This is a genomic window from Streptomyces sp. NPDC050548, from assembly GCF_044457385.1.
In the GTDB taxonomy this organism is placed as follows: domain Bacteria; phylum Actinomycetota; class Actinomycetes; order Streptomycetales; family Streptomycetaceae; genus Streptomyces.
Map to the genome: position 1 here is coordinate 106,560 of NZ_JBITGV010000002.1, position 15,356 is coordinate 121,915.

12 protein-coding genes are annotated in these 15,356 nt (G+C 70.4%); 7 read left to right on the forward strand and 5 right to left on the reverse strand.

What is annotated here, in order from left to right; genetic code table 11:
• The first annotated feature begins 2 nt into the window (after positions 1-2).
• Entirely contained in the window at positions 3-545 is a 543-nt protein-coding gene (locus tag ACIBJH_RS06340) for a hypothetical protein (protein WP_399116366.1), read from the forward strand.
• A gap of 61 nt (positions 546-606) precedes the next feature.
• Here ACIBJH_RS06340 and ACIBJH_RS06345 read toward each other — a convergent pair whose 3' ends face one another.
• From ACIBJH_RS06345 to ACIBJH_RS06355, 3 genes are all read right to left on the reverse strand, one after another.
• Positions 607-1,833 (reverse strand): cytochrome P450, encoded by a 1,227-nt coding sequence (locus ACIBJH_RS06345; RefSeq protein ID WP_399115691.1) that lies wholly within the window; start codon positions 1,831-1,833, stop codon positions 607-609.
• 57 nt (positions 1,834-1,890) lie between these two features.
• Positions 1,891-2,691: an N-formylglutamate amidohydrolase gene (locus ACIBJH_RS06350; protein ID WP_399115692.1), complete on the reverse strand. Its 801-nt coding sequence runs from the start codon at positions 2,689-2,691 to the stop codon at positions 1,891-1,893.
• Positions 2,692-2,855: 164 nt separating this feature from the next.
• The gene (locus tag ACIBJH_RS06355; RefSeq protein ID WP_399115693.1) at positions 2,856-5,075 is read right to left on the reverse strand and encodes an NADP-dependent isocitrate dehydrogenase; all 2,220 of its coding nucleotides are present in this window, start codon (positions 5,073-5,075) and stop codon (positions 2,856-2,858) included.
• A gap of 210 nt (positions 5,076-5,285) precedes the next feature.
• On the opposite strand from ACIBJH_RS06355, the gene ACIBJH_RS06360 reads away from it, so the two are divergent.
• Positions 5,286-6,842 carry a M1 family metallopeptidase gene (locus ACIBJH_RS06360; protein WP_399115694.1) on the forward strand — a complete coding sequence of 519 codons (1,557 nt, stop codon included), beginning with the start codon at positions 5,286-5,288 and terminating at the stop codon, positions 6,840-6,842.
• Between the two features lie 18 nt (positions 6,843-6,860).
• On the opposite strand, the gene ACIBJH_RS06365 is transcribed toward ACIBJH_RS06360, so the two are convergent.
• Positions 6,861-7,958, reverse strand: coding sequence for a mechanosensitive ion channel family protein (locus ACIBJH_RS06365; RefSeq protein ID WP_399115695.1), 1,098 nt, complete (start codon positions 7,956-7,958; stop codon positions 6,861-6,863).
• Positions 7,959-8,280: 322 nt separating this feature from the next.
• On the opposite strand from ACIBJH_RS06365, the gene ACIBJH_RS06370 reads away from it, so the two are divergent.
• The 5 genes from ACIBJH_RS06370 to ACIBJH_RS06390 all read left to right on the forward strand — a co-directional run bounded on the left by ACIBJH_RS06370 (position 8,281) and on the right by ACIBJH_RS06390 (position 14,446).
• A complete protein-coding gene (locus ACIBJH_RS06370; RefSeq protein ID WP_399115696.1) occupies positions 8,281-9,720 on the forward strand; it encodes an FGGY family carbohydrate kinase in 1,440 nt (479 codons plus the stop codon).
• Between the two features lie 124 nt (positions 9,721-9,844).
• Positions 9,845-11,014 carry a low temperature requirement protein A gene (locus ACIBJH_RS06375; protein WP_399115697.1) on the forward strand — a complete coding sequence of 390 codons (1,170 nt, stop codon included), beginning with the start codon at positions 9,845-9,847 and terminating at the stop codon, positions 11,012-11,014.
• Between the two features lie 130 nt (positions 11,015-11,144).
• The gene (locus ACIBJH_RS06380; protein WP_399115698.1) at positions 11,145-12,338 is read left to right on the forward strand and encodes an MFS transporter; all 1,194 of its coding nucleotides are present in this window, start codon (positions 11,145-11,147) and stop codon (positions 12,336-12,338) included.
• A 22-nt stretch (positions 12,339-12,360) separates the two neighbouring features.
• Entirely contained in the window at positions 12,361-12,735 is a 375-nt protein-coding gene (locus tag ACIBJH_RS06385) for an ester cyclase (RefSeq protein WP_399115699.1), read from the forward strand.
• Positions 12,736-12,829: 94 nt separating this feature from the next.
• Positions 12,830-14,446: an FAD-binding oxidoreductase gene (locus ACIBJH_RS06390; protein WP_399115700.1), complete on the forward strand. Its 1,617-nt coding sequence runs from the start codon at positions 12,830-12,832 to the stop codon at positions 14,444-14,446.
• 67 nt (positions 14,447-14,513) lie between these two features.
• Here the strand turns inward: ACIBJH_RS06390 and ACIBJH_RS06395 are convergent, their stop codons facing one another.
• Positions 14,514-15,350, reverse strand: a complete 837-nt coding sequence (locus ACIBJH_RS06395) for an SDR family NAD(P)-dependent oxidoreductase (RefSeq protein ID WP_399115701.1) — start codon at positions 15,348-15,350, stop codon at positions 14,514-14,516.
• Positions 15,351-15,356: the final 6 nt, after the last annotated feature.

The following is a 15,356-nucleotide window of genomic DNA, read 5'->3' on the forward strand; positions in this document are numbered from 1 at the left end:
GCATGTACGGCGACGGTCCCGGCGCGTTCGACGCGTTCGGCCAGGACCCCTTCGACGACGAGGAGTTCGACGACCAGCAGGGTGAACAGGACGGCGACGGCTCGGAGTTCGACGACGCCCTCCTGGAGGAGGAGTTGCGCCAGGCGGTCGCCATCCTGGACCCGCTCCCCGCCGAACTGCGCCAAGTCGCCATGGACGCCTACGCGTTGTACGACATGGACGCCCGGCTCGCGGAGCTGACCTTCGACTCCCTGGTCGACGCCATCCCGGTCAGGGGAGCCCTGGACGTACCCCGCATGCTGACCTTCACGGCGGGCGAACTCAGCGTCGACGTGGAAGTCACGAGCGAGGGCCTGATGGGTCAGGTGATGCCGCCGCAACCGGCCGGCATCGAGGTCCTGAACGGCCTCCAGGCACTGCGCCCCACCACTCTCACGGCCGACGCCATGGGCCGTTTCACCAGCGACGTACCCCCGGCCGGTCCTTTCGCGCTACGGCTGCGGACCGGCGGGGAGGTGGTCGTCACGGAGTGGCTGCGGGCGTGACCGACGGTGCGCGAGGAAGGAGAGCGGGACACCCCTTCCTCGCGCATCAGGGCCCAGCGCCCTACCAGGTCACCGGCAGCGTCTGCGGACCCCGGATCATCGTCTTCCGGCGCCAGACGATCTCCTCGGCGGGGACGGCGAGTTGGAGCCCGGGCAACCGGTCCAGCAGGGTGTCCACGAGGAGTTCGGTCTGCAGCCGGGCGAGCACGGCACCGGTGCAGTAGTGCGGGCCGTTGCCCAGGGCCAGATGCGGGTTGGGATCGCGGTCGACGTCGATGCGGTCCGGGTCCGGGAAGACGGCCGGGTCGCGATTGGCGGCGAGGTAGGAGACGTAGACCGGGTCCCCCGCGCTGATGCGGTGGCCGTGCAACTCGACGTCCTCCAGGGCGATCCGGGCCAGCCCGACCGACGCGCGGTGCGGGATGAAGCGGAGGAGTTCGTCCAACGCGGCCTCCCTGCACTCCGGTTGACCCCGCAGGCGCTCCAGCAGCTCGGGACGGGTGAGCATCAGGTACAGCATCTGGCCGCAGTTGTGGGTGACCGCTTCCCCGCCGATCTGCAACGGACCCGCGAGGCCCACGGCCTCCGGTTCGCTGATGTCGCCCCGGGCCACGGCGTTGCCCAGCAGCGAGTACACGTCGGTGCCGTCGCTGTCGGCGCGGGCGCGGATGGTGTCGGTGATCCACGCGTACATGCCGTTCTTGGCCCGGTCGGCGGCCTCGGCGCCACCGGACGTGGAGATGATCTGCCGGGTCCAGGAGTGCACCTGCTCCCGGTCCTCCTCGGGCACCCCCATGACCTCGCTGACCACCGCGAGCGGGAACGGCTCCAGAACCCGCTCGATCAGATCCGCCGGCGGCCCGTCCGCCACGACCCCGTCCACCAGCACGTCGAGCAGCGCCTGCGCCCGAGGCCGCAGCCGTTTCATCGCGCCGACCGTGAACGCGCCCGCGACCGGCTTGCGCAGCCGGTTGTGGTCCGGCTGGTCGGCGAACGCCAGCGACCCCGGGCGCGGCTTGAAGTGCGGGGCCATGCGCGTCACTTGACGGGTCGTCACCTCTGCGCGGCCGAACCGCGGATCGTTGGTGATCATCTTCACGTCGTCGTAGCGGGTGGCCAGCCACGCCCAGCCCTCACCGTGCGGCAGCCGGATCCGGTTCAGCGGACCCTCGCGCATCAGCTCCGAGAGAACCGGGTCGAAGTCGGTCCCGGTCAGGTCGATCGGGGGCCAGTCCCGTACGGGCGGCTGCGGGGCCTGGCTGGTCAGCGTGGTGGTCTCCTCGGTCATGCGTCCACCCTCGTACGCCCCCGCCCGCCTGTCCTGCGGGAGTGCTCCAGCCGGAGGTTAGTCCGATACGGCGGCGACGAGCGCCGCCAGCGCGGAAGCGAGCCGGGCGACCGAGAGGCCGTCGGGCGGGCCCCCGGGTTCCGTCATGTACGTGTCCCGGCGCAGCTCCACCATCAGCGCGACTACGGCGGGCTCCTTGCCGTAGAACTCCAGCGGGACGTAGGTCCCGATGAACGGGCTGTCGACGCCGATCTCCCCGCACCCCGAGAACGCCTCGCGCGCCGCCGCCAGCAGGGTGGGCGGGGTGTGGAAGGCGTCCGTGCCCAGGCAGACGGGCGGGCGGGGGCCGGTGCCGTGCAGTTCGTAGGGGAGCGGGGCGGTGGGGTAGGAGTGCAGGTCGACGACGACGGCCCGGCCGGTCGTGGCCAGCCGGTCGGCGACGGCCTCCGTCATGGCCTGGGCGTACGGGCGGAAGTAGCGGTCGATCAGCGGCTCGGGGTCGTGGTCGGCGGGCCGTAGCTCGGCGCGGTGCGCGGTGCGGGTGTAGACCGCGCCCATGCCCACGGCGAGCATCTCCTCCCGCTCGTCCGGGAACCGCTCCGGATCGACGACCAGCCGGGACAGACGGTTCACGAACCGCCATGGGGTGAGGGCACACGCGCGTGCCGCCTCTTCGGCGATCCGGGCGGTGTGCGCGTCGGTGATGTGGTCCAGCTCCCGCTCCAACTCCGGGTCGTCCAGCACGATGCCCGCGCGGACGCCGGCCGGTATCTCCCGCGCGGAATGGGGGACATGGAGGATGACGGGCGAGTCGGCGGCGCCGGGCAACAGCTCGAACGACGGCGCGGAGGGGGACACGGGCGGCTCCCGGAGGCGTTGTCAGTGGCGTGGTGCAGGATCAAGGTATCGGCAGCGACGATCACGGACCGGGGGCGAACGTGGACGAACGCAGCCGCCCCGGCCGGAGGAGACCCCGGCCGGGGCGGAGAGACAAGCGCGAGTGCCCTGGAAGGCTCCGCGTGTCAGCTCAGGGAAGCCAGCGCCTCGTTCCACGTGGTCGACGGGCGCATGACCTTCGCGGCCTTGGCCGGGTCGGGCTGGTAGTAGCCGCCGATGTCGGCCGGGCTGCCCTGCACCGCGCCGAGTTCCTCGATGATCTGCTGCTCGGCGCCCGCGAGGGTCTCGGCCAGGCCCGCGAAGGCCTTCGCGAGGTCCGCGTCCTCGGTCTGCGCGGCCAGCTCCTGCGCCCAGTACAGGGAGAGGAAGAAGTGGCTGCCGCGGTTGTCGATACCGCCGACGCGACGGGTCGGGGACTTGTCCTCGTTGAGGAAGGTCGCCGTCGCGCGGTCGAGGGTGTCGGCGAGGACCTGCGCGCGGGCGTTGCCGGTGAACGTCGCGTACTGCTCCAGGGAGGGGACCAGCGCGAAGAACTCACCGAGCGAGTCCCAGCGCAGGTAGTTCTCCTTGACGAGCTGCTGGACGTGCTTCGGGGCGGAGCCGCCGGCGCCCGTCTCGAAGAGGCCGCCGCCCGCCATCAGCGGGACGACCGACAGCATCTTGGCGCTGGTGCCCAGCTCCAGGATGGGGAAGAGGTCGGTCAGGTAGTCGCGCAGCACGTTGCCGGTCACCGAGATGGTGTCCTCGCCGCGGCGGATGCGCTCCACCGACAGCTTGGTGGCCTCGACCGGCGCGAGGATCCGGATGTCCAGGCCCTCGGTGTCGTGCTCCGGGAGGTATGCCTCGATCTTCTTGATCAGCTGGGCGTCGTGCGCGCGGGTCTCGTCGAGCCAGAACACCGCCGGGTTGCCGGTGGCACGCGCGCGCGTGACGGCCAGCTTCACCCAGTCCTTGATCGGGGCGTCCTTGGTCTGGCAGGCGCGGAAGATGTCACCCTTGGCGACCGGCTGCTCCAGGACGACATTGCCGGCCTGGTCGACGAGGCGGACCGTTCCGGCGGCCTGGACCTCGAAGGTCTTGTCGTGGGAGCCGTACTCCTCGGCCTTCTGCGCCATCAGACCGACGTTCGGCACCGAGCCCATGGTCGACGGGTCGTAGGCGCCGTGCGCGCGGCAGTCGTCGAGGACGGCCTGGTAGACGCCGGAGTAGGAGGAGTCCGGGAGCACCGCGAGGGTGTCCGCCTCCGCGCCGTCCGGGCCCCACATGTGGCCGGAGGTGCGGATCATGGCCGGCATCGAGGCGTCGACGATCACGTCGGACGGCACGTGCAGGTTGGTGATGCCCTTGTCGGAGTCGACCATCGCGAGCGCGGGGCCCTCGGCGATCTCCGCGTCGAAGGAGGCCTTGATCGCGTCGCCCTCGGGCAGCGCGGCGAGGCCCTTGAGGATGCCGCCGAGACCGTCGTTCGGGGAGAGACCGGCCGCGGCGAGCGTGGCGCCGTACTGCTCGAAGGTCTTCGGGAAGAAGGCGCGGACCACATGGCCGAAGATGATCGGGTCGGAGACCTTCATCATCGTGGCCTTCAGGTGCACCGAGAAGAGGATGTCCTCGGCCTTGGCGCGGGCGATCTGCGCGGTGAGGAACTCGCGCAGCTCGGCGACGTGCAGCACGGAGGCGTCGACGACCTCGTCCTTGAGGACGGGTACCGACTCGCGCAGCACGGTGGTGGTGCCGTCCTCGGCGACCAGCTCGATGCGCAGCGCACCGGCCTCGGCGATCGTCGCGGACTTCTCGGTGGAGCGGAAGTCGTTCTCGCCCATGGTGGCGACATTGGTCTTGGAGTCGGCCGACCAGGCGCCCATGCGGTGTGGGTGGGTCTTGGCGTAGTTCTTGACCGAGGCGGGGGCGCGCCGGTCGGAGTTGCCCTCGCGCAGGACCGGGTTCACGGCCGAGCCCTTGACCTTGTCGTAGCGGGACTGGATGTCACGCTCCTCGTCGGTCTTCGGGTCGTCCGGGTAGTTCGGCAGCGCGTAACCCTGCTCCTGCAGCTCGGCGACGGCCGCCTTGAGCTGCGGGATGGACGCCGAGATGTTCGGCAGCTTGATGATGTTGGCCTCGGGCGTCTTCGCCAGTTCGCCCAGCTCGTGCAGGGCGTCCGGGATCCGCTGGTCCTCGGTGAGGTACTCCGGGAACACGGCGATGATGCGCCCGGCCAGCGAGATGTCCCGCGTGGTCACGGCGACACCTGCCTGCGAGGCGTACGCCTGGACCACCGGCAGGAAGGAATACGTCGCCAGGGCCGGGGCCTCGTCAGTGTGCGTATAGATGATGGTCGAGTCAGTCACCGGTGCTCCGCTCCACGTCTGCAACATTGCTCGACATCAAGATATCTCGTGATGCGGTCCCACTCGACAGCGGTCCGTCCGCACTGCGCGAACACCTGTCCGACGATCAAGGGCAACCGTTCGCCCGATCCCGTGGTCAGTAACGGGTGGATCACCTTCACTGACCGACGGCCGGAGCTGACCACCCGGCCGCCCGAGCGAAAGCGGATCATGAGAAATCGCACCAGAGTGACTGCCCCGCTGGCCGCCCTGATAGGTACGGGCACGGCGCTGACCATGGGTTCCCCGGCCTTCGCGGCCGGACGGGGGAACGCCGACGGGACGAATGCGCGAGGCTACGGCGACGAGGGTGCCGAGACCCTCGGCGACCCGGTGTACCCGAGCCTCGGCAACGACGGCTACCGCGTCCGCTCCTACGACCTCGACCTCGCCTACGACGCGACGACGAAGCTCGTCGACGGCACGGTCACGATAGAACTGCGCACCACCGAGGCCCTGACCCGGTTCTCCCTCGACGCCCTCGGCCTCGACATCCACGAGGTCCGCGTCCAGGGCCGTGGCGTCGATTTCGAGCAGGCCGACGAGAAGCTGCGGATCACGCCCGCCCGAACTCTCCCGGAGAGGAGCCGAGTCACCGTCTGCGTCTCGTACTCCGTCGACCCGAGCCGCGCCGCCGCGCCCACCGGCGGCTGGGTCCTCACCCCCGACGGTTTCGCGGTGTGCGGCCAGCCGAACCTCGCGCACACCGTCTTCCCCTGCAACGACCACCCCAGCGACAAGGCCGACTTCACGTTCCGCATCACCGTCCCGGACGGGCTGCGCGGGGTCGCGAACGGTCAACTGGTGTGCACCGAGCGGCTGGACGGCGACCGGACCGCGTTCAGCTACCGCTCGCGCTCGCCGATGGCGACCGAACTGGTGCAGATCACGGTCGGCGACTACGTCGTCAAGGAGCGCAGCGGCCCGCACGGGCTGCCGCTGCGGGACATCGTGCCCACCGCCCGCGCCGCCGCCCTGGAACCGGCGCTCGCGCTGACGCCGGGCCTGGTGGACTGGCTGGAGCAGCGGCTCGGGGCGTTCCCGTTCGAGACGTACGGACTGCTTCCCTGCAATTCCGACAGCCCGACCGCCTTTGATTTCACGGGACTTGAGACCCAGACCCTCACCCTGTACAAGCCGAACTTCCTGCTCCAGGCGGAGAGCAAGATCGGCTCGCACATGATGCACGAGCTGGTCCACTCCTGGTTCGGCAACAGCGTCAGCCCCGCCACCTGGGCCGACCTGTGGCTGAACGAGGGGCACGCCGACTTCTACGGGCTGCTCTACCGCTACGAGCGCGGCTGGCCGGACTCCCTCGGCCTCACCACGATGGAAGCCCGCATGAAGGACACCTACGCGCGCGGCGACCAGTGGCGCCACGACTCCGGCCCGGTCGCGGCCCCCAACGCGGTCAACCTCTTCGACAACCAGCGCTACTTGGGCGGTGTCCTGGTCCTGTACGCCCTGCGGGAGTTCATCGGCGAGGACACCTTCCACGCCGTGGAGCGCGACTTCCTCGCCCGCTACCGCGACTCCTCGGCGACGACGGAGGACTACATCGCCGTCGCGTCGACGGTCTCCGGCCAGGACCTGTCCGGCTTCCTGCGGGACTGGCTCTACGGTACGACGACGCCGCGCATGCCCGGTCATCCGGACTGGACGGTGACGCCGGTGAAGCCGTCGCTCACCGCCCCGCGGCACTACCGCGACAACTCGGCGACGCTCTGAGGGAGTTGACCGACCAGGTCAGTCGAGCCGGGTGGAGGAGACTTCGCCCGGCTCGTCCTCCGGGACCCGCTGCTGCGGTATGGCGACGGACCCCTGCTGGAGCGCCACCGTCCGCGTCGGTGCCGGAATGCGGATGCCCTCCTCCCGATACCGCTTGTGCAGGCGCTTGATGAACTCGTGCTTGATGCGGAACTGGTCGCTGAACTCGCCCACGCCCAGGATCACCGTGAAGCCGATCCGCGAGTCGCCGAACGTGTGGAAGCGGATGGCCGGTTCGTGCTCGGGGATCGCGCCGGTGATGTCGGTCATGACCTCGGCGATGACCTCCATGGTCACCTCCTCGACATGCTCCAGGTCGCTGTCGTAGCCGACACCCACCTGGACCAGGATCGTCAACTGCTGCTCGGGACGCATGAAGTTGGTCATGTTCGTCTTGGCGAGCTGGCCGTTCGGTATCACGACGAGGTTGTTGGACAGCGCCCTGACCGTCGTCTGACGCCAGTTGATGTCCTCGACGTATCCTTCCTCGCCACTGCTCAGCCGGATGTAGTCGCCGGGCTGCACGGTCTTCGACGCGAGGATGTGGATGCCCGCGAAGAGGTTCGCGAGGGTGTCCTGAAGCGCGAGCGCGACGGCGAGACCGCCGACGCCCAGGGCGGTGAGCATGGGCGCTATCGAGATGCCCAGCGTCTGCAGCATCACCAGGAAACCGATGGCCAGGACCAGTATCCGGGTGATGTTGACGAAGATCGTGGCCGAACCGGCAACACCGGAACGGGAGTTGGTGACCGCCCGGACCAGGCCGGCTACCACCCGGGCCGCCGACACCGTCACGGCGAGGATGATCAGCACCTTGAGGCTCTGGTTGACCTGGTGCTGGACCGTGTGCGTCAACGGCAGCACCGCCCCCGCGACCGCCGCGCCACCGGCGATCGCCGACCACGGCAGCGCGGTCCGCAGCGCGTCGACGATCACGTCGTCGCCGCTCCAGCGCGTCCGATCGGCGTGCTTGCCGAGCCAGCGCAGCAGTACGCGCAGCAGAAAGGCCGCCAACAGGCCCGAGGCCAGGGCGATTCCGGCCAGCATGAAGTCGTCCAGGGTCGGCGTGCGGTTCATCGGTCACCTCCGGGAGAAGAAACTGCGGCGAAGAGCGCCGCGGACGGCCGGATGTGCAGTGTCGTCACGTTGTTGCCACCTGCTCGAATTGCGGGCATTGCCGGTCGTGCGTTCGCGCCGGCCGGGAGGGGGCCCGTGTGCTGACGCGACCGCTCATCCTGCCGTATCCGTGCTGTGGCTTCGTACTCCCGCATTCCCCGCCGCTTCCCGATCCTCCCCAACTCCACAGATATATCTGCGAGTTGACTGAAGATCAGAAATGCTTGACGTGGTGTGCGGAGCGGCGGCAGGCTGGCGGGCGTTGATCTACGGGAGGGGTGGTATGACGGGTCCGGTACTCGCCGTCGACCAGGGAACATCCGGTACGAAGGCCCTGGTGATCTGTCCCGAACGCGGTGTGATCGGGACCGGGTTCGTCTCGGTGGGGAATCGCCGGCCGCCGGGCGGCCTGGTCGAGGCCGATCCCGAGGAACTGTACGAGTCGGTGATCGTCGCCGGGCGCCGGGCGCTCGCCGAGGCCGATGAACCCGTGACGGCGCTGGGCCTCGCCAACCAGGGGGAGACCGTGCTCGCCTGGGACCCCGACACCGGTATGCCGTTGACCGACGCCCTCGTGCGGCAGGACCGCCGCGCCGAGCGCGTCTGTGCCGAACTCGCCGAGCACGCCGACGAGTTACGCGCACTGACCGGCCTGCCCCTCGACCCGTACTTCGCCGCACCCAAGATGGCCTGGATCCGCCGCCACCTCACCCGCGAGGGCATGGTCACCACCAGCGACTCCTGGCTGGTGCACCGCCTCACCGGCACGCATGTCACCGACGCCGCGACCGCCGGCCGTACCCAACTCCTCGACCTGGACAAGGCAGCCTGGTCGCCCCGCGCCCTCGACCTCTACGGACTCCTGGACGAACGCCTCCCGGGAGTTGTCGACTGCGCCCGGCCGATCGGTACGACCACCGCGTTCGGCGCCGAGATCCCCCTCACCGGACTCGTCGTGGACCAGCAGGCGGCCCTCCTCGCCCAGCGGATCACCGCCCCCGGCGGCGCCAAGTGCACGTACGACACAGGGGCGTTGCTGCTCGCCCACACCGGCGACACGCCCCGGCGCGGGGACTCGGGCCTGGTGAGCTGTGTGGCCTGGCGGCTGGACGGGCGGACCGGCTACTGCCTCGACGGGCAGGTGTACACGGCCGCGTCCGCCGTCCGCTGGCTCACCGACCTCGGCGTCGTCACCGGCCCCGCCGACCTCGACCGCGTCGGCGGCACCGTCCCCGACAACGGCGGCGTGACCTTCGTCCCCGCCCTCGCCGGACTCGCCGCCCCCTGGTGGCGCGGTGACCTGCGCGGCTCCCTCACCGGACTCGGCCTCGACACCACGGCCGGGCACCTGGTGCACGCCCTGTGCGAGGGCATCGCCGCACAGGTCGTCGAACTCGCCGCGGCCGCCACCACCGACCTCGGCACCCCCCTTGACGTGCTGCGCGTCGACGGCGGCCTCGCCCGCTCCGCCCTGCTCATGCAGACCCAGGCCGACCTGCTGCAATGCCCCGTCGAGGTGTCCGTGCTGCCCGACGCGACCGCCCTCGGCGTGGGCGCGCTGGCCCGACTCGGCGCCGACCCCGGACTGTCGCTCGCCGACGCGCTGCCCGACGGAAAGCCGTCCGCCGTCTACGAGCCCCGCATCAGCCCCGACCACGCGGCCGAACGCCTCGCCGCCTTCCGCACCGAGGTCACCGCCCTGCTCGACCGGACCCCCGGATGACCGTCACCGCCAACGACCCCCTGCCGTCCCGGAGTTCCGACAGCAGGCGACCCGACTCGCCGCAGTAGGAGCCCAGTTCGGCGATTCCGCCTTCTCCGGGCTCCGCCCGTGCGCCGATACGACGATGACCGACGCAACCGCGACAACGACCGTCCCGGCCGTTCAGGTGCGCGACCGGGCCACCTGGGCGGAGCTCTTCTTCGATCTGGTCCTCGCGTTCGGCGTGGGCCAGATCGCGCACCTGCTCGCCGGGCACCCCACCTGGCCCGTCCTCGGACAGTGTCTGCTCGTGCTCGTCCCGCTCTGGTGGGCCTGGGTGGACGTCGTCATGGCGATGAACGCCGTCCACGAGACCAACCTGCAACGCGTGTTCCTCCTGATGACCGCACTCGCCGTCTACGGCATGGCGGTTGCCGCGCCACAAGCACTCGTCGACCGCGAACAAGCCCTGCTGTACGCGGGCAGCTACCTCGCCCTGCGCCTGCTCATCGGCGAGGCCATCCGCAGAGAGTGCGCCCTCTACACCATCCACCCCTACCGCGCCGGACTCGCCTTCGCGCTCGTGCTGTTCGCCGCCGCCACCCTCCCCGCCCCCTGGCGCGCGGTGTGCTGGGCGTTCGCCGTGATCGCCGAACTCGTGGCACCCGTACTGCTCAGCGGCCATCTGCGGCGACTGGCCTTCGGCGTCAACCATCTCCCGGAACGCTTCGGGCTGTTCATCATCATCGCCCTCGGCGAGAACATCTTCTCCGTCGGCGCCGGAGTCGCCAAGGGCCCCCTCGACCCGGTCAGCCTGACCGCGCTCGTCCTCGCCTTCCTCATCGGCTGCGCCCTGTGGTGGCTCTACTTCCACCTCGCCGCCTCGGCCGTCGCCCACGCCCTGCGCACCCACCCCACGCCCGCCGTCGTCGTCCGCGACGTCCTCAGCTACGGCCATCTCGCCCTGGTCGCGGGCCTGTTGCTGGTCTCCGTCGGCGCCGTACGCACCGTCCACGACCCGCTGCGGGCCCCGCACTCCGGCGCCGCGGGACTGCTGCCCGTCGGCGCCGCCCTGATCCTGCTGACGTTCTGCTACACGCGCCGCCGGATGTTCGGCGCCGCGTCCGCCACCCGCTTCTACTGCGGACTGGTCCTCCTGGCCGCCGCAGTCGCCGCGCCCTTCGTGCCGGCCCTCGCCGTGCTGGCCCTCACCACCCTGCTGCTCCTGCTGGTCAACGGCGTCGAGCACTGGCTGATCAGTACCGACCGGAGCGTGCCGCTGGTGCTGCGCTCACGGTCCTTCGGCGCGACCTGACGTAGTGCGGGGACGGACCTCGGGCAGTGCCGCCGGCCTCCTCGCGACGCGCGCGAGAGCCCGGCGGGCCTTCCTACGGTCGCCGTATGCAACTTTCCCGTTCGAAACGTTCGGAAGAGGAGGTGGCGTGATGCCGTCCCGCAACGCCTTACCTGCCTTGCTGTCGCTGTCACTCGGCTACTTCAGCCTGGGGACGATCTCGCTGGCGGTCGTCGGCCTGAACGGTCCGATCGGGGACGACCTGCACGTCCAGCCCGCCTCGGTGGGCATCCTCGTCACCGTCTTCGCGCTGACCTTCGCCGTCTGCGCGCCCACCGCCCCCATCCTGCTGCGCCGTTGGAACCGCAAACGCGTCCTCCTCGTAGGCATCGGGCTGCTCACGGTCGGCGCCGCGCTCGGCGCCGTGGCGCCCAACTACGGCTTCCTGACGGTCACTCGGGTCCTCGCCGCGATGGGCGCCGCCGTCTTCGGCCCCGGCGCCTCGGCGGCCGGCGCGCTCATCGTCCCGGCGGAGCGCCGGCAGCGGGCGCTGGCCACCGTCTTCGGCGGGATGACGGCCGCCGCCGTGCTCGGGGTGCCGCTGGCCTCCTTCCTCGGCGGCAGCCTCGGCTGGCGCCCGGCCCTCCTCGGGGTGGCCGCGCTCTCCGCGATCGCCTTCGTGACGGTGTTCGTGTTCGTCCCCGAGATCCCGGCCGGCGAACCGCCCACCGTCCGCGCCTACCGCGGCGCGCTGCACACCCCCGCGACCGTGGCCACCGTCTCGACGACCCTCCTCTTCATGGCCGCCCAGTTCACCGTCTACGGCATCGCGGGCGCCTACCTCAAGGACCGCTTCGACGCGTCCTCCGGGCTGATCTCCGTGACCCTGCTCGCCTTCGGCGTCATCGGCGTCGTGGGCAACGCGACGGCACCGAGGATCGCCGAACGGCTCGGCGGGGACCGGACCGTGGGCCTCGCCGTCATCGGACTCGCCGCGGGCTTCGCCTTGTTGCTGGTCGCCCCGCACTCCCACGCCGGGCTGGTGTTCTTCGCGTTCTGGGCCTTCTTCAGCCAGCTCTACCAGGCTCCGCAGCAGGCCCGGCTGGTCGAACTCGTGCCCCTGCAACCGGGGTTGATCCTCGCCCTGAACGCCGCCGCGCTCTACCTCGGGATGAGCCTCGGCAGCTTCATCGGCAGCTCCCTGCTGCCCGGTGTGGGCGCGGGCCCCATCCCGGCCGCGGCCCTGGGCGTCCTCGTCCTCGCCGCGCTGGCCCACGTGCTGTCCGTCCGGCAGGCCTCGGCGGCGTCCGCCGAGCAGCCCGCCACACCTGTACACATCAGCTAGATCAGTCAGTCAAGGAGAACTCATGAGCAGCCACCAGGTGAACTTCGTGCGCGACTACCTGGAGACGGTCTGGAACCAGGGGCAGACCGACCTGGCCGACAAGTACCTGGCCGCGGACCTCATCCAGCACAACCCGAACCTGCCCGACGGGCGCAAGCCGCTGGTCGAGTTCATCGAGGGCTTCCGCAAGCAGCTCCCCGACGCACGGTTCGAGATCAAGCGCGCGGCCAGCTCCGGCGACCTGGTCTTCGTGCACACCCACTTCCGCGCCACCGCGACGGACCGGGGCTCGGTGGTCGTGGAGATCTTCCGGCTCGAAGGCGGACTCATCGTCGAGCACTGGGACGTCCGCGACGAGATCCCGGAGACCACGGTCAGCGGACACGACGTCGTCTGACGCCCCCTCAACTGCTGCCGCCCAGAAGGCTTCCGGCCTCCTGGGCGGCAGTTTTTTCACGAGATGAATCCTTCACGAGACAAAGGAGACAGCAATGGCACGACAGCAACCCGACCGACCTCCGTCCGCCGGCCTCACCCGGCGGGGACTCCTCGGCACCGCCACCGCCGCGGGGATCGGCGCGGCCGTCCTCCCCACCCGCGCCTCTGCCGCCGACGCCACCACCCCCGCCGCCGTCACCGTGGGCGCGTCGGACGCCCGCTATCTCGACCTCACCTCCCGCGGCTACAACGCGAGATTCACCGCCGCCCCCGACTCGATACGGCTCGTCCACACCACCGCGCAGGTGGTGTCCGTCGTTCAGGAGGCGGTCGACGCCGGCAAACGCATCGGCGTGCGCGGCGGCGGACACTGCCTCGACGGACTCGTCGACGACCCGGACGTACGGATCCTCGTCGACATGTCGGAGATGGACGCGGTCCACTACGACCCCGCCCGCCGCGCCTTCCTCGTCGAGGGCGGCGCCACCCTCGGCCACGTCTACCGCACCCTCTACCTGGAGTGGGGCGTGTCCCTGCCCGGCGGCACCTGCCCGACGGTCGGCGTCGGCGGCCATGTCACCGGCGGCGGCTACGGCGCCATGTGCCGCCAGTACGGCGCCGTCGTCGACCACCTCTACGCCGTCGAGGTCGTCGTGGTCGACGCGACCGGCACCGCACGCGCCGTCGTCGCCACCCGCGATGCCGACGACCCGCACCGCGACCTGTGGTGGGCCCACACAGGCGGCGGCGGAGGCACCTTCGGCATCGTCACCCGCTACTGGTTCCGCGCCCCCGACGCCACCGGCACCGACCCCGCCACCCTGCTCCCCAGACCGCCGAAGACACTCCTGAAGTCGACGGTCGCCATCAAGTGGACCGACCTGACGGAGACAGCCTTCACGACGCTGATCGCCAACCACGGCACCTGGCACGCCCGCAACAGCGTCGCCGGCTCCTCCTACGACAGCCTCCACAGCGTCCTCATCCTCTACAACCGCATCCAGGGCAGCCTGGTCCTCAACACCCAGATAGACGGCACCCGTTCGGACGCCTCGGCCCTCCTCGACGCCTACGTCACGGCGGTGGTCGGCGGCATCGGCGTCCCTTACACGGACGGCCGCTCCTCCTGGCCCTGGCTGAAGACGACCCTCAAGGACCCCTACGACACCGGCCTCTACAACCGCACGAAGTCCAAGGGCGCCTATCTGCGTCAGGGTTGGTCCGCGGAACAGGCCAGGACGCTCTACGGCTACCTCTCCGACGCCGCCTACGACGGGCACGCCGGCATCCTGCTCTACTCCTACGGCGGCAAGGTCAACACGGTGTCGCCCACGGCCACCGCGCTGGCCCAGCGGGACTCGATCCTGAAGGCCAACTTCACTACATACTGGCCCGATCCGACGCAGGACGACCGCCACGTGGCCTGGATGCGCGCGCTGTACCGCGACCTGTACGCGGACACCGGCGGGGTGCCGGTGCCGAACGACACCAACGACGGCTCGTACATCAACTACCCCGACACCGATCTCACCGACCCGGCCTGGAACACCTCCGGCGTGCCCTGGGGGACCCTCTACTTCAAGGGAAACCTCGCCAAGCTGCGCCAGGTGAAGGCCACTTGGGACCCGGGCAACGTGTTCCACCACAAGCTGTCCGTCACCGCGAGCTAGCAGCCGGACACCACGAAGCCCCCGCCTCGCGTGCACGAGGCGGGGGCTCGGTGCTGCCGTGGGCCGGTCAGCCGCTGAGGTCGGCCGGGAAGGTCACCCCGGTCAACGACTCGCTCAGCGCGCGCAGTTGGGCGCGAGCCTTCTCGTCGTAGGCCTGGGCACCCGCCCGGGAGCGCTGGGTGCGGTTGAAGTAGGTCCCCGTGACGTCGTCGAGGGCCGGGTCGGTGATCAGGCGCAGGGTGCTGTGCACACCCTCCGCGACCGTGGACTGCGGGGTGAACAGGTTCACCACCATCTTCGTCGGCATGTACGACGCCGGGTGCAGGGCGTTGGCCGTCACCCCGGTGCCGCGCAGCCGCTCCGCCAGGTCGATGGTCAGGCTGATCTGGGCCAGCTTCGCCTGGCAGTAGGCCTGCACGCCGTCCCAGTGCCGCTCCAGCATCACGTCACGGAAGTCGATCGGCGCCTGGCCCGCGGAGCTGACGTTGATGATCCGGGCCGGGGCCGAGCGCACCAGCAGCGGCGCGAGTCGGCAGCTGAGCATGTAGGCCGCCAAGTAGTCGACCTGGAAGGTGAGTTCCAGACCGTCCTGGCTCTCGTGGCGCATCAGCTCGACCCCGATGCCGGCGTTGTTCACCAGCGCGTCGAGCCGGTCGTGCGTGGCGAGGATCCGGTCGGCCAGCTTGCGGATGTCCTCCAGCGAGGAGAAGTCGGCCAGCTCGTAGCTGAGCTTGTCGTTGCCGGTGGACGCGCGCAGCTCGCCCAGCAGCTCCGCGCCCTTGGCCGCGTTGCGGCCGTGCAGGATCAACGACGCCCCCTGCGCGGCGAGTTCACGGGCCAGCTCACGGCCCATGCCGTCGGTGGCGCCGGTGAGGAGGATGGTCTGGTCGGGGACGGGCCTCATGGTGGT

Bases quoted from the DNA above. Each gene is read 5' to 3' on its own strand.
- ACIBJH_RS06365 (WP_399115695.1), bottom strand. From the start codon at position 7,958: ATGAACCGCACGCCGACCCTGGACGACTTCATGCTGGCCGGAATCGCC.
- ACIBJH_RS06380 (WP_399115698.1), top strand. From the start codon at position 11,145: ATGCCGTCCCGCAACGCCTTACCTGCCTTGCTGTCGCTGTCACTCGGC.
- ACIBJH_RS06390 (WP_399115700.1), top strand. From the start codon at position 12,830: ATGGCACGACAGCAACCCGACCGACCTCCGTCCGCCGGCCTCACCCGG.
- ACIBJH_RS06395 (WP_399115701.1), bottom strand. From the start codon at position 15,350: ATGAGGCCCGTCCCCGACCAGACCATCCTCCTCACCGGCGCCACCGAC.
- ACIBJH_RS06340 (WP_399116366.1), top strand. From the start codon at position 3: ATGTACGGCGACGGTCCCGGCGCGTTCGACGCGTTCGGCCAGGACCCC.
- ACIBJH_RS06385 (WP_399115699.1), top strand. From the start codon at position 12,361: ATGAGCAGCCACCAGGTGAACTTCGTGCGCGACTACCTGGAGACGGTC.
- ACIBJH_RS06345 (WP_399115691.1), bottom strand. From the start codon at position 1,833: ATGACCGAGGAGACCACCACGCTGACCAGCCAGGCCCCGCAGCCGCCC.
- ACIBJH_RS06375 (WP_399115697.1), top strand. From the start codon at position 9,845: ATGACCGACGCAACCGCGACAACGACCGTCCCGGCCGTTCAGGTGCGC.
- ACIBJH_RS06360 (WP_399115694.1), top strand. From the start codon at position 5,286: ATGAGAAATCGCACCAGAGTGACTGCCCCGCTGGCCGCCCTGATAGGT.
- ACIBJH_RS06370 (WP_399115696.1), top strand. From the start codon at position 8,281: ATGACGGGTCCGGTACTCGCCGTCGACCAGGGAACATCCGGTACGAAG.